Origin of the sequence: Kocuria sp., from assembly GCF_030538595.1 — a bacterium.
In the GTDB taxonomy this organism is placed as follows: Bacteria; Actinomycetota; Actinomycetes; order Actinomycetales; family Micrococcaceae; genus Kocuria.
Genome location: NZ_JAUNTS010000007.1, coordinates 97,864 through 116,660 on the forward strand (window position 1 = coordinate 97,864; position 18,797 = coordinate 116,660).

General features: G+C 63.5%; 19 protein-coding genes. 5 read left to right on the top strand and 14 right to left on the bottom strand.

Features of this window, described 5'->3' with window-relative positions; genetic code table 11:
* Positions 1 to 18 precede the first annotated feature (18 nt).
* From Q4G32_RS07670 to malQ, 11 genes are all read right to left on the bottom strand, one after another.
* Positions 19 to 2,226, bottom strand: coding sequence for a cytochrome c oxidase assembly protein (locus Q4G32_RS07670; protein WP_303350510.1), 2,208 nt, complete (start codon positions 2,224 to 2,226; stop codon positions 19 to 21).
* The gene (locus Q4G32_RS07675) at positions 2,223 to 3,545 is read right to left on the bottom strand and encodes a Dyp-type peroxidase (protein WP_303350511.1); all 1,323 of its coding nucleotides are present in this window, start codon (positions 3,543 to 3,545) and stop codon (positions 2,223 to 2,225) included. The genes Q4G32_RS07670 and Q4G32_RS07675 overlap by 4 nt, the downstream gene beginning before the upstream one ends.
* Positions 3,542 to 3,667 (bottom strand): hypothetical protein, encoded by a 126-nt coding sequence (locus Q4G32_RS07680; RefSeq protein WP_303350512.1) that lies wholly within the window; start codon positions 3,665 to 3,667, stop codon positions 3,542 to 3,544. Before Q4G32_RS07680 ends, Q4G32_RS07675 begins: the two co-directional genes overlap by 4 nt.
* A 42-nt stretch (positions 3,668 to 3,709) precedes the next feature.
* Positions 3,710 to 4,417, bottom strand: coding sequence for a copper chaperone PCu(A)C (locus Q4G32_RS07685; RefSeq protein WP_303350513.1), 708 nt, complete (start codon positions 4,415 to 4,417; stop codon positions 3,710 to 3,712).
* Positions 4,418 to 4,487: 70 nt separating this feature from the next.
* The gene (locus tag Q4G32_RS07690) at positions 4,488 to 5,153 is read right to left on the bottom strand and encodes a copper resistance CopC family protein (protein ID WP_303350514.1); all 666 of its coding nucleotides are present in this window, start codon (positions 5,151 to 5,153) and stop codon (positions 4,488 to 4,490) included.
* Between the two features lie 184 nt (positions 5,154 to 5,337).
* Entirely contained in the window at positions 5,338 to 6,219 is an 882-nt protein-coding gene (locus Q4G32_RS07695) for a hypothetical protein (RefSeq protein ID WP_303350515.1), read from the bottom strand.
* Positions 6,220 to 6,741: 522 nt separating this feature from the next.
* Complete coding sequence (locus Q4G32_RS07700) at positions 6,742 to 7,026, bottom strand: HU family DNA-binding protein (RefSeq protein ID WP_047692207.1); 285 nt, start codon at positions 7,024 to 7,026, stop codon at positions 6,742 to 6,744.
* Positions 7,027 to 7,093: 67 nt separating this feature from the next.
* On the bottom strand, positions 7,094 to 7,399 hold the full coding sequence (gene rpsN / locus Q4G32_RS07705; protein ID WP_047692206.1) for a 30S ribosomal protein S14: 306 nt from the start codon (positions 7,397 to 7,399) through the stop codon (positions 7,094 to 7,096).
* A 3-nt stretch (positions 7,400 to 7,402) separates the two neighbouring features.
* Positions 7,403 to 7,570, bottom strand: coding sequence for a 50S ribosomal protein L33 (gene rpmG, locus Q4G32_RS07710; protein WP_022872124.1), 168 nt, complete (start codon positions 7,568 to 7,570; stop codon positions 7,403 to 7,405).
* 1 nt (position 7,571) lies between these two features.
* Entirely contained in the window at positions 7,572 to 7,808 is a 237-nt protein-coding gene (gene rpmB / locus Q4G32_RS07715; RefSeq protein WP_047692204.1) for a 50S ribosomal protein L28, read from the bottom strand.
* 423 nt (positions 7,809 to 8,231) lie between these two features.
* The gene (gene malQ, locus Q4G32_RS07720; protein WP_303350517.1) at positions 8,232 to 10,598 is read right to left on the bottom strand and encodes a 4-alpha-glucanotransferase; all 2,367 of its coding nucleotides are present in this window, start codon (positions 10,596 to 10,598) and stop codon (positions 8,232 to 8,234) included.
* 114 nt (positions 10,599 to 10,712) lie between these two features.
* Here malQ and Q4G32_RS07725 point away from each other — a divergent pair, with 114 nt between their 5' ends.
* Entirely contained in the window at positions 10,713 to 11,435 is a 723-nt protein-coding gene (locus tag Q4G32_RS07725) for an HAD family hydrolase (protein ID WP_303350518.1), read from the top strand.
* Positions 11,436 to 11,464: 29 nt separating this feature from the next.
* Here the strand turns inward: Q4G32_RS07725 and Q4G32_RS07730 are convergent, their stop codons facing one another.
* Both Q4G32_RS07730 and Q4G32_RS07735 read right to left on the bottom strand, forming a co-directional pair.
* Positions 11,465 to 12,313 (bottom strand): HpcH/HpaI aldolase/citrate lyase family protein, encoded by an 849-nt coding sequence (locus Q4G32_RS07730; RefSeq protein WP_303350520.1) that lies wholly within the window; start codon positions 12,311 to 12,313, stop codon positions 11,465 to 11,467.
* 118 nt (positions 12,314 to 12,431) lie between these two features.
* Positions 12,432 to 13,538 (bottom strand): glutathione S-transferase family protein, encoded by a 1,107-nt coding sequence (locus tag Q4G32_RS07735; protein ID WP_303350522.1) that lies wholly within the window; start codon positions 13,536 to 13,538, stop codon positions 12,432 to 12,434.
* 186 nt (positions 13,539 to 13,724) lie between these two features.
* On the opposite strand from Q4G32_RS07735, the gene Q4G32_RS07740 reads away from it, so the two are divergent.
* Together Q4G32_RS07740 and Q4G32_RS07745 are read left to right on the top strand one after the other, a co-directional pair.
* Positions 13,725 to 14,453 (top strand): hypothetical protein, encoded by a 729-nt coding sequence (locus Q4G32_RS07740; protein ID WP_303350523.1) that lies wholly within the window; start codon positions 13,725 to 13,727, stop codon positions 14,451 to 14,453.
* Between the two features lie 123 nt (positions 14,454 to 14,576).
* Complete coding sequence (locus Q4G32_RS07745) at positions 14,577 to 15,116, top strand: MarR family winged helix-turn-helix transcriptional regulator (RefSeq protein WP_303350525.1); 540 nt, start codon at positions 14,577 to 14,579, stop codon at positions 15,114 to 15,116.
* Positions 15,117 to 15,657: 541 nt separating this feature from the next.
* Here Q4G32_RS07745 and catA read toward each other — a convergent pair.
* Complete coding sequence (gene catA, locus Q4G32_RS07750; protein ID WP_303350527.1) at positions 15,658 to 16,542, bottom strand: catechol 1,2-dioxygenase; 885 nt, start codon at positions 16,540 to 16,542, stop codon at positions 15,658 to 15,660.
* A 274-nt stretch (positions 16,543 to 16,816) separates the two neighbouring features.
* Between catA and benA the strand changes: the two genes are divergently transcribed.
* Positions 16,817 to 18,199, top strand: a complete 1,383-nt coding sequence (gene benA / locus Q4G32_RS07755) for a benzoate 1,2-dioxygenase large subunit (protein WP_303350528.1) — start codon at positions 16,817 to 16,819, stop codon at positions 18,197 to 18,199.
* A gap of 35 nt (positions 18,200 to 18,234) precedes the next feature.
* Complete coding sequence (gene benB, locus Q4G32_RS07760; protein WP_303350529.1) at positions 18,235 to 18,777, top strand: benzoate 1,2-dioxygenase small subunit; 543 nt, start codon at positions 18,235 to 18,237, stop codon at positions 18,775 to 18,777.
* The last annotated feature ends 20 nt before the right edge of the window (positions 18,778 to 18,797 follow it).

Sequence of the window (18,797 nt, forward strand, 5' to 3'; positions counted from 1 at the left end):
GGAGCCGCGGGTCCGGCATCACTGGCGCCGAGCGTCCTGTTCTGCCAGTTGCTCCATCATCTGGTTGTAGGCCTTCAGTTCGGCGTCATCCGTGCGGTCGGCTTCCCGATCCACGCGTTTGTTTTCCTTGTTGCCCGCCATGGACCACTGAATCATGACCACCACGGCCAGGATGGCGGTGGGTAGCTCTCCAATGCCCCACATCAAAGCGCCGCCACGCTGCTGATCCTCAATGGCGGTGATCCCCCAGTCATGTCCCATGTTGCCGAACCAGGAGGCTTCCAGGAGCATGTCCATCCCCATGATGGCCACTCCCACAAAGGCGTGGTAAACCATGGTGGCAATCAGCATGATCAGCCGCATGAAGTACGCGGGCCGTTTGGGGATGGGGTCCTGCCCCACCAGCACCAGCGCAAACATGTATCCGGTGAACAGGAAGTGGGCCATCATGAACTCATGCCCCACGTGCGTGCGCAGTGTGAAGCCCAACAGCGGCGTGAAGTAGAACAGCACAATGGAGCCGGCAAAGTTCACCGCGGCAAAAATCGGGTTGGTCACAATCTTGCCCCACGTGGAGTGCACCAGCCGCAGGATCCATTCACGCGGTCCGCGAGTGCCGTCCTGGCGTGGTTCCAGAGCGCGCAGCAGCAGAGTCACCGGTGAGCCCAGCACCATGAACACCGGGACAATCATGGTCAGGGACATGTGCTCCACCATGTGCCAGCTGAAGAGCACCCGCGCGTACACGGCCACGGGGCCGGAGGTGGCAAGGAACAGCAGGATCAACCCGATGTACCAGGACACTGCCCGCAGCACGGGCCACTTGCCTCCCGTGCGCACCAGCTTGAACAGGGCCCACCCGTAGGTGATGCCGAAGAGGGCAATGATGGCCACCCACAGCCAGTCGGGACGCCACTGGGTGATGGCATTGGCCCAAGTGGGTTCCGGGGGGAGCTCGTAAAAGGTCAGAATGCGAGCCGGGGTGGCATCCGGCTCCAGGTCCTCCGGAACCGGTGGGGCGGAATTACCCAGAGCCACAGCCACCCCCACCAGGGCCCCCATGAGCAGCAGTTCGCCCAGGATGATCTGCCACACTGCGCGGCGACCGCTCATCCGATCCGCGATCAGCGCCGGGATCACCGCACGCCGGTGGACGTATCCAGCCACACCTAGTGCCAGGGTCAGCACCAGCTTGACCATCACGAGCGTCCCGTACGGACTGGTCAGCTGCGTCCACGTACCAATACGCACCGTCGCGTTGATCACCCCGGAGGCCAGGACCAGTACAAAACACCACAGGGCCAGGTGGGAAAAACGGTTCAGAATCACGGCTTCCAGCGAAACCTGCCGCCCGCGGGCGGCATGGTCGGAATCCGACTCCCGGCGAGCGCGCGTCCCAATGGGCAACCGCGCCGTGCCGCGCTCGGCTGCCAGTAGCGGAGAGATCCAGGCCAGAGCCATCAGACCGCCCATCCAGAGGCAGACCCCCAACAGGTGCAGGCCCAGGGAATTCACGGCGCCCATGTGGTCATCCCCACCGGAGGAGTGACCGTTGAGTGCCATGGTGACCAGGGCAATACAGGCCAGAGCTGTGGTCAGCAGCAGCCCCAGTAAGGAGCGCACCCCGAACACCAGGGTGGTGACCACCGCGGCGATGATGACGCCCACACCCAGCGCTTGGCCCGTTGGAATCTCCGTCACAAAACTCATGAGCTGTTGGGTGTAGGCGGCACTGGGGCTGAGCCGCACACCGGAGACTTCCGCGTAGGTGAAAATTGCCACCACGGCGGCAGCCACCGTCCACACCACGGCGGAGGCGCCAGCCAGTTGGAGCACTTGGGTGAACAGGGGGTGTTCGCCGCCGTCGTCGTCTGGGGAGTGTTCGCCGTGGCTGTCACGCTGTGGCGCGCGAACCGTGTGCGGCACCACGCCCACCGCCAGGACCAGGGAGCCAATGGTGCTGATCAGTGCCACGTTGCGCAGCGTTTCTGCCAGCGGCAGACCCCAGCGCACCAGGGCACCGGGATCTGCCACCTGCTGGGGTGCAGCCGCCCCGGAAAAAGCCAGGGCAAGTACCAGGGCCACCAACATGGCCACCAGGGGACCGGTCAACCACCACGGTTTGAGACCGACGACGGCGCCCCGGCGCCCCTCTCCCTGCGGCCCCACTGCATCGGTGCGGTCCTGCTCCTGCCGGCCACGCCGTGTTCTAGAACTGGTACTCATGCTCCGTCTTCCTGGTCACCGGCATCTGCTGCGGTGTTGAACAGTACGTCTCCCACAAAACCACCTTCTTGGCATCCGGGCGGAATGGCAAAAACTGCTGATCCCACCGGCACGGTCCACACGTTGAGCATGTCCAGCTCGTCCAGGCGCCGTTGGATGGGAACAAACTGTTGAGCCACGTCCGCCTGGTAGCAGGCGAACAACAAACCGGAGTCGCTGACCCCACCGGAGGTTGCCCCGGCGGTCGAAAATCCGGCGGCGTCAAATACCGGGACGTCGTAGTTGTAGGGGCGCCGGTGAATCCGAACCCGCGGATCGGGGTGGCGGGAGCGGCGAATGTGCGAATAGTCCGGAATCACCGTGAAACCCAGCGGGCCCAGCGCCTCAAAATCGGGTTCGTCGTGCTCTTGGCTACCCGTGAGTGGCGCCCCGTTGTCCAATGTCCTGCCCACTGCGTCCTCCCGTGCCGGGCGGTCGGCCTCATCCCAGGTGTCCAGATTCATGTGAATCCGCCGCAGCACCAGGGAGGTGCCGTCCGTGATCCATGGTTTGAAGGCCGAATCCCCCACGCCCCAGACAATTTGCTCATGCTCTGCTGTCTTGGGCTTGGTGTCCACCGTGCCGTCCACCTGACCGAACAAGTTACGCATGCTGGGTGGGTCAGCAGCTTCAGCCCCCGGCACGGAACGAAAGCCGTTCTGCACCCAGCGCACCGTGCCAAAGGAACGGATGTCCTTGAGCAGAACGCGTTGGGCGTGAGCCAGGCTCACAGTGTCTTCGCAGCCCAGTTGCAGGAGAAGATCGCCGTCGTTCCAGCGGTCTTCCAGTTGATCAATGCCGAAGGCAGGCAGCGGACCCAACCATTCGGGGGTCAGCTGCGGTGCCACCAGCTCCAGGATGCGGGGGCCAAAACCAAAGGTCACGGTCAGGCGGGACGGGTTCACGGCGAGTTCGGGCTCTTGGTCGTTGACGGGGGCATCACCACCGGTGAGGGCTGCGGCATCCACGGTGAGGACCCGCATCATCCGACGCACCGTGTCACTGTCGGCATCCGGGGCCATGTCCACGGCAATGAACGTGGCAAAGGACTGCGGCAAGGTGTCAACACCGGCCTGACGTGTGCCGTAGAAGGTCTCCTGCCGGACTCCCACCGGCTCGGTCAACATTGCGCCATCCGCAACGTCTCCGGCTTCCCCGGCTCCATCAGCTGCATCTGGCCCGGAGAACAATCCCGCGCGTTGAGCTGCTGCAGCCCCCAGGCCGGCGGCAGCGCCAACACCGGCTGTGCCGCCCACGATCAGCGCCCCGCGGCGGCTCACTCCACCGCGGTTTGCGCCACCACCACTTGCTTCACCATTGGGTTTTCCGACGGCATCACTTGGTTCACCATCAGGCTTCCCCGCAGAACGTGCACCGGCGGTGCCGGGTGCAGCGTTGTCATGTTGCGCGGCCCCCGGCACCTGGTGTGGGTCGGACCCAGAACTCACTGGGCATCCTGACACATGGGAAGGCTGCTGTGGCTGGTGCCTTCCGTGGCGTGCATGTCATCCATCCCGTGCTCGGCATCACCGATAGCGGAGTCAGAGGGCTCTGCACCGTGGTCCTCATGGGCGTACTCTTCCTGCGCGCCCTGATAGTCCCGAACCGGAACCTCAACCGTCTGACTGTCACCACCGTCAAAATCCAGCTGGATCTCCAGGTTCTGACCGGCCATGGGTGCACAGGTCAGGTCCATCAGCATGATGTGATCCGCTCCCGGTTCCAGTGTCACTGAGGCACCGGGTTCGATCACCAAGGGCTCGGTCATCTCTTGCATCTTGGTGGAACCGGTGGCTTCATCCATCACCGTTTCATGCAGTTCCGCGGACTCGGAAATGCCGTCGGCTTGGGCACCGGTGAGGGTGACGGGGGTGTCGCCGTCGTTGGTGAGGGTGCCAAAAACAGCTGTCATTCCGGAGTCCGCAGCCTTCATCCACGGTTGCTCCACGGTGAGGGTCGCGTTCTGCGTCGTAGCCGCGGCTGTGGCAGTACCGGTGTCTGTGCCACCGGGGGTGGCCGCCTGTCCGGTACCGCCGGTGTTGGCGCAGCCGCTGAGGGCCAGCGCGCCCATGGCCACCGCAGCCGCCATGAAGCGCCCGGAGGACTTCCTGCCCAGTTCGGGGCGGGCAGCAGTGTTCTTGATGTTCTTCATTGTTGTCTCATTTCAGGTTCGTGCTGATTCGGCCACCGTTGCGAGCCAGAAGGCCACTTCAAGGCAGGAATCAGCGATCGGAGTTGCTTCCACCGATCCGGCGAACCAGGACCACCGCACCCAGCACCAGCAGGGCCAGCACCACGCCGCCCACCACGAACAGCCAGACCGGGGCGCCGTCAGCGTCTTGGGTCGTGGTGCTGTCCGGTGTGGCCAGGGTTTCACCCGTGGCCTCACTCTCTGCGGTGGGTGTGGCGGTGGCACCGGCGGGGCTTGTGCCCTCACCTGTGGAGCCGGCGCCGACGTCGTAGCTGAATGTGCCCTCAATGGGGTGCCCGTCCGAGGACACCACGCGCCACACCACGGTGTAGCTCTCGTCCTCGGTCTGGGCGGGAGTGATGTCCTGGGTGACCGTGGTACCGGACACCTGTGGTTCGCCGTCAGTGACATCCGCACCCTGGGAGTCAGTCACGCGCACCTGCGTGCCAACGTCCAGAAGGTCGGCCGAGTAGGTCAGCTCAACCTCCGTGGGTGCTTGGGTGACCCGAGCGCCGTCGCCCGGGTTGGAGGAAACCAACGTGTCATGAGCCCACACCGGCCCGGGGAGCGCCACAAGGCCCGCGGTTGCCACGGCAGCGGCGAGCCGCGCCAGACGCGCCCGTCTGGGAAGCCTCCCCGGGGCAGTGCCCGGTGTGTTCTGCTGCTTGTGGTGGGGAAAACGGGTCAAAGTGGTCATGGTGCTTCCTTCTGCTGGCGTGCTCCCGTTTCGGGTCAGCACGTGCGGGTTACGGTGCGAACGTTCCCCCAGCCGAACAACCACGCCGCCAACACCACGTGTCCTCACTGCCGCAATGCAGCACATCTTGCAAGGCACGCCAGAAAATTCGGTTGTCTCAAGAACCGATGTTGGTGTGAAGCGCTCAGGCCAGGGCCAACGCCCGCGGTGGACCGCGATATTGCAGTGCCCCACGCGCCCAGACCAGAATGCGGGCCGGCAGCGGCTCCGTGAAGCCCGGCTGCCACGGCCGAACTGAAACCCAGGGCATGATCACGGCCACGGCCAGGCGGACGGCGCGGACCAGCAGAGTGGCCAGAGTCCGCAGCAACCCGGCTTCGCCATGACGCAACACCACAATGGCCACGACGGCGGCCACCACGTGCATCACCAACATGGCATGACCACCCAGAAGCGCGGCACTCGCGGCGGCGGGATCACCCATGCTCATGGCGGATGCTGAATCACCCAGGTGCATGGTGTGGCCGGCATGTCCGGCTTGCGATCCAGATGTTGTGGCTGCTCCGGCGGGAACCAGGACAAGCTCGGGCCCACCCGAGGTCACCGCTTGGCCCGCATGGGCGGCGTGCCCCGTGTGGTCTGCGGCCACCACGTATCCGCCGGAGAGGGAGAGCAAGATGTGGAAAAGAGTTTGGGAACCCGCTACGGCCAGGCTCAGCCCGGCCAGGCTTTTGAAGGTGGCCAGGCTGCCAATGTTGGCCGGGGTGCCAGAGGTGGTCAGGTTGCCAGAGGTGGCGAGTTTGGCCCGGTTGGCCAACCTCCCTGTGCAAAACATGCTGGTGCGGGCGGAGGATTCGGGCCGTACCTCTCCACGTTCACGGGCAATGCTCGGTATCTTCCGGCCAGCCAGAATCATGCAGACCGGGGCAGACAGTGCCGTGCACAGCGCGAACAGCATGGGGTGGGGCCAGGCTCCACCCGCTGCAACGTGCGCCAGGACCGCAAAGGTGGTTGCCACAAACGCAGCCGCCCACCCGCGGGTCAGGCGCAGTGCGCGTGCAGTCATTGCCCGTCCCTTTCGATTTTTCGGCATGCCCTGATGGGCTCGTGGTCTGTCTGAGTGCGGTCCTGTGGCATCGCTCGAACGTCGCAACGCTCACTCATCGCGTGACGCCACCTTCCATTATGCCGGGAGCGCACCCCACCTCGACACACCCCCACCGCCGCGCTCCCACCCCACCCCATCGCCGCACCGGCCGCACCGGCCGCACCGCCCTCACTCTCGACTTCCCATCCAGCTGCCAGATCACCGCCTATAACGTGGGAGCTCGGCACTGTTGGGGGAAGTGGACAGCCAGGTGGGAGGTCGACGTCGTATCGCATCAGTCCCAGCGTCACCACTCAGTCCCAGCGCCGCGCATCAGCCCCACCGCGGCAACTCAGTCCCAGCGTCACCACTCCCACCGCACCAGTCCCAACCGCTCCGCCTACCGGGAACTAGGGTCAACAAAAACGAGCGGTGTCATCCTCCTGGGAGGATGTCACCGCTCGTTGTTCGGTCACCGACCATGAGTCGGTGGGCCGGAGATCACTTGCCGGAGGCAGCAGCCTTCAGCTTGGAACCAGCGGAGAGCTTGACGCTGTGACCAGCCGGGATGTTGATGGTCTCACCGGTCTGCGGGTTACGTCCGGTGCGTGCCTTGCGCTCGGTGCGCTCGACGGAGAGCCAGCCGGGGATGGTGACCTTCTCGCCGTTGGCAACGGAAGTCTCCAGGGACTGGAACAGTGCGTCCAGCACGCTGTTGACCTGAGCCTGAGTGGTGCCGGCCTTTTCGGCAACCTCTGCCACGATCTCGCTGCGGTTCTTAGCCATGTTGATGTCCTCCTGGAACGTCGGGTCTGTGTTGGGGTCCCTAGTGAGAACCCACTACAGGTGGAAATTACCAGCTGGACTTGGTGATTCCCGGCAATTCGCCCCGGTGTGCCATTTCGCGGAACCGAACTCGGGAGATTCCGAACTTCTGGAAGGTGCCGCGAGGACGGCCGTCAATCTGGTCACGGTTACGCACGCGGGCGGGGGAAGCGTCACGGGGCAGCTTCTGCAGGCCCAGGCGTGCGGCTTCGCGGTCCTCCGGGGAGGCGTTTTCGTCAACCAGGGTCTTCTTCAGCTCTGCGCGCTTGGCGGCGTAGCGAGCCACGATGACCTTGCGCTGCTCGTTCTTGGCGATCTTGGACTTCTTAGCCATTACTCAGCGCTCCTCACGGAAATCGACGTGCTTGCGAACAACGGGGTCGTACTTCTTGAGCACGATCCGGTCCGGGTTGTTGCGGCGGTTCTTGCGCGTCACGTAGGTGAACCCGGTCCCCGCGGTGGACTTCAGCTTGATGATGGGACGTACGTCCTTGTCCTTGGCCATCTCAGATCTTCTCCCCTCGGGCGATCATTTCTGCGACGACGGCGTCGATCCCGCGGGCGTCAATGACCTTGATGCCCTTGGCGCTGAGGTTCAGCGTGACGGTACGGCGCAGGGACGGAACCCAGTAACGCTTCTTCTGGATGTTGGGATCGAACCGACGCTTGGTGCGCCGGTGCGAGTGCGAAATGCTGTGCCCGAAGCCCGGCTTGGCCCCGGTCACCTGGCAGTGCGCTGCCATAGTGCTCTCCTCCAAATGTCGACGAATGACGGAACTCTCACGGTGCTCACTGGTGAACGAATCACCGGTGCAGCTCCTGTAGAGCGTCCCGTCCCCTTTTGTTGCAACCACCGTTCATGAACCCGGGGGTCTGTCCAACAGACCTCCGCACGGTGGCTACCGGTTACGGGTTCGCCACGACGACGGTGAAGATCTTGGTGTCGGGTGCGGACTGCCCCATACAACAGCCTAAAATCATAGGCTTGAGGTAGCGTGCCCGCAACTTTTTGCCCCTGACCCGGCAGCCGCGCGCCGAAAGGCGTGCAGCGTACGTGAACTCGGATGAGGGACAACAGACAAGTCTAGACGACGCGGCACGCCCGGCCAACCACCGGTGGCGGGAATCACCATCCGGAAGGATGCACCGTCAGCCAGACACCACGCTCAGGATTGTGATTCGTGAGTTGCCGTGTGCCACGGTTTGGCGGGGGCCTCCGAGTCCACGGTTAGGGGTTGCTCGGGAGCTTGGGCGCCGCGGTGGGACCGGTCGGTTGAACCCAATGCCTGGTTCATGACCTGAGCCAGGGAGGCCACTCGCGCAGAGCGCTGCAGGGCTTCCACCAGAACCACCTTGCCGGAGTCATCCGCCAACGGAATCTGCCAGTTGGGGTACTCGTCCGAGGTCCCCGGCTGATTCTGCACTCGCTTTTCTCCCACGGCATCCACCAGCTGCACACAATGCAACAACGACGGCGCCTGGGCCAGGTACCGGTACAGCCCTTCGATTTTTTCCTGGTCGCTGAGCTCCTCCAGGGGACGTCCCGAGGGAAGATCACCGGATTCGGCTGCCGCCTCCAGGTACATGCTCACCTGCCGCTGAGCTTCTGCCCGCTCCACCTCCACCGGGCGCTCCAAAACACCCAGGTCAGCCCGCAGATCCACCTGAATGCCCTCCAGGAAACCGGCAGTCGGTGGAAGATCGTGCGTGCCCACGGAGGCAAATGCCTCCACGCGGTAGGTGCTCGGATCCTTGGGCGCGCCATCTTCCTGTTCAAACCACAGAACGGAGGTGCCCAGCACCCCGCGTTCGGACAGGAACTCTCGGGCGGATGGTTCCACGGTGCCCAGGTCCTCACCCACCACCACCACACCGGCGCGTTGGGCCTCCAACGCCAGGATGCCAACCATCGCCTCATGGTCGTAGTACACGTAGGCGCCGTCGGAAGCCTTGTTGCCTTCTGGAATCCACCACAGACGGAACAACCCGATCACGTGATCCACGCGAATGCCGCCGGCGTGGCGGAAGATGGTCCGCAGCATTTCCCGCCACGGCTTGTAGCCGGCCTGGGCCAGTTTTTGCGGGTGCCAGGGCGGCTGGGACCAGTTCTGTCCCTGCTGGTTGTACATGTCCGCCGGTGCCCCCACGGAGACCCCGTGGGCCAGGACGTCATGGAGCGTCCAGGCATCGGCACCGTCCTTGGTGACGCCAACGGCCAAATCGTGCATGACGCCGATTTCCATTCCGGCTGACTGAGCTGCGCGTTGGGCCGCCCCCAGCTGGTTGTCCAGCAACCACTGGAGCCACACAAAAAAATTCACGCGGTCTTTGAGTCGTTCCCGAGCCTCGGCAGCATATGGCCCATCCGGTGTGGCAGCCTCCGTGGCCCACAGTTCGTGCTCAACGCCCAGTTCCTCCCGCAGCGCGCACCACAACGCAAAGTCCTGCAGGTGCGTACCGCCGTCGCGGACAAATTTCTCCAGCTGCTGTTGGCGCTGCGGTGAGCGGCGAACGGTGTAGAGCAGTTCCAGGCTCTTTAGTTTGGCGGCGTAAATGCCATCCCGGTCAATGTGGTCCGCATCCAGCACTTTGCGACGTTCAAGGGCAGCCAACGTGGACACCACTTCCAGATCACTGGGGCGCAGGTAGGCGTATTCACGTACATCGGCTACACGCAGATACAGCGGGTTGAAGAACCGGCGTGTGGTGGGCAGGTACGGGGAAGGCTCAATGGGCGGCACGGGTTCGGAGGCATGCAACGGGTTGACCAGGATGTAGTCCGCTCCCTGCTGCCCACCGATCGCAGCCAGGGCGGCAAGGTCGTTGATGTCGCCCACTCCCCAGGAGCGGTTGGAGGCCACGGAGTAGAGCTGCACGGCCCATCCCCATCGACGCCGCCCCTCCAGCCGGTCCGTTGTCCGCAGTCGTGCCGGGGTCACCGCAACTTCGGTGCTGTACTGGTCGCCGTCAACCACGGCACGCAGCGTGTACCACTCCGGAGCCAGGTCAGTGGGCAGGTCTAAAAACACCCGGTGCACTGCCGCACCATTGACCTGCCGGGTTTCAGCCGGAGTGTCCGAATGCGACAGGGCAACGACTTGGTCCCCCACCAGAATCTCCACCGTGGGCTGGGGCATGGCCTCGTCAGGCTCTGTCATGGCCGCGTCAGGCTCCGATTCCTGCACCGGGATGTGCAGCGCAACCGTGGTGGGTTCACCCTCCGTGGTCACCACCACGGGTGGGAGGACCCCTTGCCAGGATTCGTCCTGCTTGGCCGCCAGCGATGCCTGCGCGGTGTCCTCGTCCGTCAGGTCCGCCCCCAGTGCGCTCAGCACGGCTTCCAAGGTGGCCTGCGGAACGGTGACCTCACCGCCATCGAACCCGTCATAGCGGGTGCGTACACCGTAAGCGGCGGCCAATTCGGTCAGCGAGTCGCCACTCACCTGCCCGGCGCCGACACCGTCCTGGGTGCTGGCACTTCCCGTGCTCTGGGGATCTGAGGGAGTCGGCGATGCTGAGGCGGAAGACTGCATGGCTCCATGCTAACGAGGCCGCGGGCCGCAGCAGCCACCGGCACCTGCGCCCAATGCACTCACCGGGGCCGCGAGCGCTCTGACAGCACACCTGGCTTCAGGCATGCTGGGGGCATGGAATCCACTGCTGCCCCCGCCCCACGCCCGTTGTACCCAGAACTTGTGCCCGCTGCGGTGGTTTTTGACTGCGACGGCGTTCTTCTGGACACCGAATCCGCGTGGGCAGAAGTTCAGGCGGAGATTTTCCGCCGCCACGGCCTGCCTTACAGTTCCCAGGACCAACGGCGCCTGATGGGCTGGTCCGCCGCAGATGTTGCCCAGGAGGTTGCCCGTCTGGTGGCTGAAGGACCCGGGTCTGTGCAGCCCACCGCACAGCAGAAGCCCACTGCACAGCAGATTCGTGCTGATGTCTTGGAGGTTGAGGCTGAAATCCTCACCGGCCGCATGCCACCCATCCCGGGGGCGCTGGCGCTGGTCCAGCGGATTTCACGCGCTGTCCCCACCGCCGTGGCCTCCAACTCAACGGCAAAGATTTTGCACACCAAAATGACCGCCACAGGCATTGCCGATCATGTTCACACGTGGGTGTCTTCGGACGACGTCGAAAACGCCAAACCCGCCGCGGACATGTACGTGGAGGCTGCCCGCAGGCTGGGAGTGGCACCCGAACAGTGTTTGGCCGTGGAGGACTCCCCCGCAGGCGCCACAGCAGCCAACCGGGCAGGGATGCGAGTGATCGGGCTCAGCCACGACGGCGAACCGGTCCCGGCGTCCTGGACCATCAGCAGCCTGGAGCAACCGGAGTTCATGGAGCTTGTGGAGTCCTGGGGCTGGTGACCAGTGGGCGGGTGAAAGCGGTTGCCCGCTCAGCGGTTCCAGAGGCCGTATGTCTTGGCCAAGTCGGAGACCTTACGGGCGCGGGCCAAGCGCGGCAAGTAGCTGCCGTCCATGGTGCCATTGTCCCCGGTCTCGAACTTTTGGATCAGCTCCCGAGCCCAGGCGATTTCCTGTTCGGACGGCGCCAACCCAACGTTGATGCCGTCGGTTTGATGGGGGTCCAGCGTCAGCTTGCCCGTCATGCCCATGGACTGGGTGACTCCACAAGCCTTCGCCAGATCATCCCCGTGTGCCCCCACGCTGGGACCGTCAATGGGCCCGGGCAGCAGGCCCACGCGGGAAGCCACCACCAGCACCGACCGTGCATAGGCCAGGGCCATGGGGTCATCCGAGGCACCGGTGTCACGGCGGAAGTCACCCACCCCAAAAGCCAGCCGGAACACACCGGGGGCCCGGGCGATGTCGTTGGCGTTCACCAGACCCACGGCAGATTCAATCAGTGCAATCACGGGTGTTCCCGCGGGCATCATCATGGCGGTGCGGGTGATGTGATCGGGATGCTCCGTTTTGGCCAGCATCAAACCGCGTAGGTTCTTGGCTTCGGCCAGAGCCTCCAGATCGTCACGCCAGTGTTCGGAGGTGATGTCATTGATGCGAACCCAGGCACCGGCGCCGTCGTTGAGCGCATCCACCACCGCCGCACGCCCCTGCGCTTTCTGCTCCTCCGGCAAACCGTCCTCGATGTCAAAGATGACCGAGTCGGCTTCGGATGCCAGTGCGTCAGGAAAAGTGGATGGGTCAGAGGCCCCCACCAGCAAAACCGAGCGGGACAGGCGAGCGGGCAGCGCGGCGGCGCGTTGATTGCGGAACGGGCTCACGGGATTCCTTCTGGTGGTGGGGCGGGGACTGGTGCTCCCATGATACGGGTGGGCGTACCCATGACGGGTGCATCCACCCGCCCGCCAGAGCACCAACAGCGCCTCACTCACACCGGACTCACACCGGCAGCGGGGTGTGCCGTTGATCCACCCGTTCGCCCTCCGGAACAGGGCCGGGGGCCGTTCCTGCGCCGAACGGTTCACCACCCAAAGATTCCCGCCCGTGGGACTGCAACCAGTTCTGCAGATCCGGGCCCACGGGCACAATCTGGGTGGGGTTGATGTCCGTGTGCACCACGTAGTAGTGCTCCTTGATCTGCTGAAAGTCCACGGTGTCGCCAAATCCTGGGGTGGTGAAGAGGTCACGGGCGTACCCCCACAGATTGGGCATTTCGGTGAGCTTGTTGCGGGAGCACTTGAAATGCCCGTGATACACGGGGTCAAAGCGAACCAGCGTGGTGAACAACCGGACATCAGCTTCCGTGATGTGATCACCCATCAGGTAGCGGCGGTCTGCCAGCCGTTCCTCCAGCCAGTCCATGGCCACCCACAGGCGGTCATAGGCCTGGTCATAGGCTTCCTGCGAACCGGCAAAACCACACCGGTACACACCGTTGTTGATCTCCGTGTAGATGCGCTTCATGACGGCGCGCATCTCATCTTCCAGCTCTGCGGGCCACAGATCAGGGGCACCAGTGCGGTGGAAGGCGCTCCACTCCTTGGCAAAATCCTCTGTGATCTGCGGGAAGTTGTTGGTCACCGCCTGACCACTTTCAATCTCCACCACGGCCGGAACCGTGATCCCCCGTGGATAGTCGGGGAAGCGCGCAAAGTAGGCCTCCTGCAAACGCTCGATTCCCAGCACCGGGTCTTTGCCGTCAGCATCCAGTTGAAAATCCCAGGACCGGGCGTCATGGGTGGGTCCGGGCAACCCCACGGAGATGGCATCTTCCAGCCCCAAGAGGCGGCGCACAATCAGGGTGCGGTTGGCCCACGGACAGGCCCGTGCCGCCACCAGCCGATACCGCCCGGCCTCAACCGGCCACGCCCGTGCACCTTCAGGGATTGTGGCTGTGGCTGGGTCAGCCACAATGCGGTCCTCAATGTAGTTGGTGTCACGGTCATAGGACTCACCTGCGTGAACGTAAGCACCTTGGGTGCTGTGCTGCGGGCCGGCATCCTGCTGGTCCGGCTGCTTCTGGGGGTCGGTGCTGTCCTGGCTCACGATGTCCTCTCGGGGTTCGCCTCAGTGGTCTCCACCTTCACATTTGATGATACGTCACCAAAATTGCCCCGGTCGAGGGTTCTCACTCACGGAACTGCAACGATCAGCCAACACCCCGCAGGCCCGAGCAGTACCCTGATCACACCGGCTCATTCAGCGGTAGGCACTCGCCTCAGGAGAAATCTCATGACCCCCAGCCAGCATCCACCGGAGCAACCGCAGGATTCCCCGCTGCCCCAGTGGGGTCGCATGCGCCCAGTCGGCCACGCTGCGGCCAATCCCGCTGCCGCCGCTGATGCCACCAAACAGACACCGCAACCATCCGCGCAGACAGTTGCGGCCCGGCGTCGTGCAGTGCGAGGGCTGTCACTGGCGCTGATCATGTTGGGAACACTTCTAGGTTTTGGGTTGGCGGCGTTGGGCCGACCATGGATGGGTGCCATTGGGTTGCTACCCGTGTTGACCGGGCTGGCCGGGTACGCGGCAGTTCACTGGGGCGTCCACGCCGCCTTGCGACCACCGCACGTGGCACCGTCACGGCCGGGGCGCAGCTGGTGGTGGCTGCCCGCCACCTTCGGCATCTTGGGGCTGGCCGCCGTGGGGGCGGCTTTCGGCACGGATGCGGCAACTCCGGAAACCGGCAGCCCGTGGACCGTGGTGTGGCTGGTGACGGCCGCCACCTTGCTCACCGCCGCCGGGCTGGGATGCGGCCTGGTGGCGGTCTCTCGTCTGACAGTGGACGATGACGACGACGCCCCCTTGCGCAAAGTCGACTGGGATCACGAATACCCGCAGCGCTATCCCAATCAGCCCCGACAGCCGCGTCCGCTGTACGACTCGTCGTGGATCACGGGGCAGTCCGGGTCGTCACACTCCCACACACAACCGCCGCAGAATGATCCTGACCAGAACTGATGTGCAATTCTGGTGCAGCCTGCACCCCACCGGGCCATGGGCCGTCCGCGCAGCACTTTCCCGCGATCAGCACCCTCAGCCCTTGCACACAGCCGAGACCCCGGCCACTGAAAGTGATTGCCCATGCACCCCGTGGAACACACCTCCATCACCCGGCAACAGCCGCAGACCGACCACTCAGCGGCCACCGAACACCCCCAAGAACCGCACTGGCTCACGGCTGCGGAGCAGCGCACGTGGCGCAGTTTTCTTTTTGGCTCCCGCGCCATGCTGCGCGCCATTGACAAGCAACTGACCCGCGACAGCAACCTCTCCGGTGCTGAATATGACGTTCTGGTCCCACTGTCCGAATCCCCCAGCGGCGTACTGCGCTCGCGTGACCTGCTGGAGTTCCTGGGGTGGGAACGCAGTCGCCTGTCGCACCTTCTGGTGCGCATGGATCGCCGCAGTCTGATCCAGCGCAAACCGTGCGACGACGACGCCCGCGGCCTGGATGTTTCCATCACACCCCAGGGGCGCCGAGCCATCGAGGCTGCCGCCCCGGCTCATCTGGCCATGGTTCGCGCGGTGCTCATGGATGAGCTGACAGAGGACGAAACACGCGCGATCAACAGCATTTACGACAAGCTCACGGCCAACCTCAGAGCACATGACCTGGGTTGATGGCCGCTAGGCGTACCCGGAGGCGCCGAGTTCCCACCTGGCTGCGAGATCACCGCCCACAGCATGGGGACTCGGCGCATTTGTGGGAAGTCAGTCACGGGTTATAGGGGCTGACCCCACGAATAGGGACGGGCCCTGCCACTTGGGGAATGGCAGGGCCCGTCAAACGTCCATATCGGGGGAACAGGACGTCAACCACGCGCGGGAATCATCCGGTAGCACATTGGGGATCGCTACCGGGCCGATACGCGCAGCAACTTCAATATAGGGGACAACCTGTCCCCACACAAGTGGTCGATTTATCATCGGTTTGGAAAAGCACCGAGGTGGGCGGTGCCGCGCCCACCTGCGCAGAGACCAGAACGCCCCAAGTGGGAGCTTTTCACCCCGCAAATACACCCTGAGCAGCACATTTGCCGCCACACCTCCTACATCTTTATTGATCTTCATATATCTGCACAGCGCCGAAAACCTGCGACAACAAATGACAACTAGGTCCGCCACACCTGTGTGTGACGGACCTAGTTGTGACTACAAACAATCAGCGGGATTCGCCTTCACGCGCCAAGACGTAGTCGTACACGGCTTCCTCACCCTCGCCGCCGTCGGTACGCGGTGTGGGGGCAAGCATGAGTTCGGGTTTGACTGCCGATGCAATGTCGTCCTCGTTGTGCGGATCACCCGGGAAGTACAGCTGCTGGGTCACCAGCTGATAGCCGGGAGCGTGCACCTTGATGTGAATGTGCGCCGGGCGCCACGCGTGCCATCCAGCTGCGGCAATGAGCTGACCACAGGCGCCGTCGGTGGGGATCTGGTAGGGCGCCGGGCGCATGGTGTTGATCTCAAAGTTGCCGTCCTGATCCGCCAGGACCACACCCCGGAAGAGCCACTTGGGCAGTTCGGGCGCGTACTGAGAGTAGAAGCCCAGTGCATCCGCGTGCCAGATTTCAATCACAGCATCCTTGATGGGCTCACCCGCGGTGTCTTTGAAGGAGCCCGTGAACTTCAAGGGGGTTCCGGATTCGTCCTCACGCATTTCCAAAGTGGCCGGCGTGGACATCTCCGGCGCATTGGGGACGTAGTACGGACCTTCAATGGTGCCCACCGCTCCGGGGCGATCCACGGAGTTGATGTCCTCGATGGTGTGCTCCAGCCAGACGTCCAGGAACAGGGGCCATTCACCGTCTGTGCCCACCTTGATCAGCCAGGCCTTCAGCGCGTTGTACTCGTCGTACGTCACGCTGTGCTTGACGGCCACGTCATTGATGGCCTGAATGACCTCACCCGCCAAGGCGGAAACCCGCTCCTGGGAGACCTCCATCCCGTGCAACTTGCCGGATTCACTGAATCGCTGAGTGGCCAAGGTCCCGGCCTCAACGGCAGTGCCTTCATTCTCCTGCCGGGTATCGGTACTGGACTCGCTCATGTCTTCCTCCGCGTGGTTGTCAGGTGAGGTCACTCTGGATCAATTGTGACCTGAACTACATCGAGGCTACGGCGCAGATTCCCCCTCAGACAAATATCAATCAACGGTGATTTATGCACTAATCCACAATTTCCAACCCCCTTGGTACCCACTAGGTATTCACCTGATGTGCCGGGCATCACAGCCTTCCAGACTGTTCTCTCAACGGGCAACGATCCATGACCGAGCGACCTCGGCGCGGATACCAGCCACACATCTGGAACAAGGGGCAGAGATGACCGAGAACCTGACGCACCTGCGAGACGTACTCAACGACGCCGTCGTGGATGACCGCCACAACGGCGTCATCAAGGCCAAGCGGGAGATCTTCACGGATGAGGAGATCTTTGAGTTGGAGATGAAGTACATCTTTGAGGGCAACTGGATCTACCTTGCCCACGAGTCCCAGATTCCCAATGTGGGTGACTACTACACCACCTACATTGGCCGCTCCCCCGTGGTCATCACCCGGGACAAGGACGAAAACCTCAACTGCCTGATCAACGCGTGTGCCCACCGCGGTGCCATGCTGTGCCGGCGCAAGACCGACAACCGCACCACTTTCACCTGCCCGTTCCACGGGTGGACTTTCCGCAACTCCGGCGAACTGCTCAAGGTCAAGGACAGCCGCAACGGTGCCTACCCGGAGTCCTTCAACAAGGAGGGCTCCCACGACCTCACCAAGGTGGCGCGCTTTGAGTCCTACCGCGGTTTCCTGTTCGGCTCACTGAATCCGGATGTCAAACCGCTGGAGGAGCACCTGGGGGATGCCGCCAAGGTGCTGGATTCGATTGTGGACCAGTCCCCGGATGGGCTGGAAGTTCTCCGCGGAGCCTCCACCTACACCTTTGACGGCAACTGGAAGGTCCAGGCTGAGAACGGGGCCGATGGCTACCACGTGACCTCCGTGCACTGGAATTACGCCGCCACAACTTCCCGCCGCGCCTCCGGAGATTCCACCAACACCACCAAGGCCATGGACGCGGGCAAGTGGGGCAAACAAAAGGGTGGGTTCTACTCCTTTGAGCACGGTCATCTGCTGCTGTGGCAAGAATGGGGCAACCCGCAGGACCGCCCGCTGTGGGACCGCCGGGAGGAATTGGTGGAGAAGTACGGGGAGGAGATGGCCAACTTCATGGTCAACATCTCCCGCAACCTGTGCCTGTACCCGAACGTCTACATCATGGATCAGTTCTCCTCCCAGATCCGCAAGTTCCGCCCCATCTCCGCGGACAAGACGGAGGTGGAGATCTACTGCATAGCTCCCAAGGGGGAATCCGCTGCCAACCGAGCCAACCGGATTCGCCAGTACGAAGACTTCTTCAACGCCTCCGGCATGGCCACCCCTGATGACCTGGAGGAGTTCCGCTCCTGCAACAAGACCTACTGGGCAGCCAGCGCCCCCTGGAATGACATGACCCGCGGCATGGAGCACGAAATCAAGGGCCCGGATGAGCAAGCCGCTGCCCTGGGCATGAACCGGGTTCTTGCCTCCGGGGTCAAGACCGAGGACGAAGGTCTCTACCCCATTCAGCACTCCTACTGGCACCAGGTCATGGAGTCCGGGTTGCAGTCGGAGGAAACCGCCGCGGCCGACGACGTTGCCACCACCGCCTGAGCCCGTCCGCTGACTTCAAAGGAGCCCCAGCAACCATGACTGACACCGCCGTTGAGCCCCAGACCAGCACTTTGATGAGTCTGGAGGACATTCAAGTTCTGGAAACCGTCCGCGCCTTCCTCCACCGTGAGGCCCGGCTGCTGGACGACCGGGATTTTGACGCCTGGATTGAGTGTTACCACCCGGACGCCGAGTACTGGATGCCGTCCTGGGACGTGGACGACACCTTGGTCTCCGACCCCCAGACCGAGATCTCCCTGATCTATTACCCCAACCGGGGTGGTCTGGAAGACCGCGTGTTCCGTATCAAGACCGACCGGTCCTCGGCCACTTCCCTGCCGGAGCCGCGGCACAACCACAACCTCACGGACATTGAGGTCCTTGGCCGGGACGGGGACGTGGTCCACGTCCGTTACAACTGGCTGACCGGCTACTTCCGCTACAACACCAACATGTACTACTGGGGCTACGCGGAAGTGGACATTGACCTGAGCGGGCCGACCCTGCAGATCACCAAGAAAAAGATTGTTCTCAAGAACGACTACATCCACCAGGTGATCGACGTCTACATGATCTGAGCGCAGCACACGGCTCAATC

Excerpts from the sequence above, each read along its gene's own strand:
- benB (WP_303350529.1), top strand. The coding sequence starts at position 18,235 with ATGACTGACACCGCCGTTGAGCCCCAGACCAGCACTTTGATGAGTCTG.
- malQ (WP_303350517.1), bottom strand. The coding sequence starts at position 10,598 with ATGCAGTCTTCCGCCTCAGCATCGCCGACTCCCTCAGATCCCCAGAGC.
- Q4G32_RS07685 (WP_303350513.1), bottom strand. The coding sequence starts at position 4,417 with ATGAAGAACATCAAGAACACTGCTGCCCGCCCCGAACTGGGCAGGAAG.
- Q4G32_RS07695 (WP_303350515.1), bottom strand. The coding sequence starts at position 6,219 with ATGACTGCACGCGCACTGCGCCTGACCCGCGGGTGGGCGGCTGCGTTT.
- Q4G32_RS07690 (WP_303350514.1), bottom strand. The coding sequence starts at position 5,153 with ATGACCACTTTGACCCGTTTTCCCCACCACAAGCAGCAGAACACACCG.
- rpmB (WP_047692204.1), bottom strand. The coding sequence starts at position 7,808 with ATGGCAGCGCACTGCCAGGTGACCGGGGCCAAGCCGGGCTTCGGGCAC.
- Q4G32_RS07745 (WP_303350525.1), top strand. The coding sequence starts at position 14,577 with ATGCACCCCGTGGAACACACCTCCATCACCCGGCAACAGCCGCAGACC.
- Q4G32_RS07725 (WP_303350518.1), top strand. The coding sequence starts at position 10,713 with ATGGAATCCACTGCTGCCCCCGCCCCACGCCCGTTGTACCCAGAACTT.
- Q4G32_RS07680 (WP_303350512.1), bottom strand. The coding sequence starts at position 3,667 with ATGACAACGCTGCACCCGGCACCGCCGGTGCACGTTCTGCGGGGAAGC.
- Q4G32_RS07700 (WP_047692207.1), bottom strand. The coding sequence starts at position 7,026 with ATGGCTAAGAACCGCAGCGAGATCGTGGCAGAGGTTGCCGAAAAGGCC.
- rpmG (WP_022872124.1), bottom strand. The coding sequence starts at position 7,570 with ATGGCCAAGGACAAGGACGTACGTCCCATCATCAAGCTGAAGTCCACC.
- Q4G32_RS07740 (WP_303350523.1), top strand. The coding sequence starts at position 13,725 with ATGACCCCCAGCCAGCATCCACCGGAGCAACCGCAGGATTCCCCGCTG.
- Q4G32_RS07670 (WP_303350510.1), bottom strand. The coding sequence starts at position 2,226 with ATGAGTACCAGTTCTAGAACACGGCGTGGCCGGCAGGAGCAGGACCGC.
- rpsN (WP_047692206.1), bottom strand. The coding sequence starts at position 7,399 with ATGGCTAAGAAGTCCAAGATCGCCAAGAACGAGCAGCGCAAGGTCATC.
- benA (WP_303350528.1), top strand. The coding sequence starts at position 16,817 with ATGACCGAGAACCTGACGCACCTGCGAGACGTACTCAACGACGCCGTC.
- catA (WP_303350527.1), bottom strand. The coding sequence starts at position 16,542 with ATGAGCGAGTCCAGTACCGATACCCGGCAGGAGAATGAAGGCACTGCC.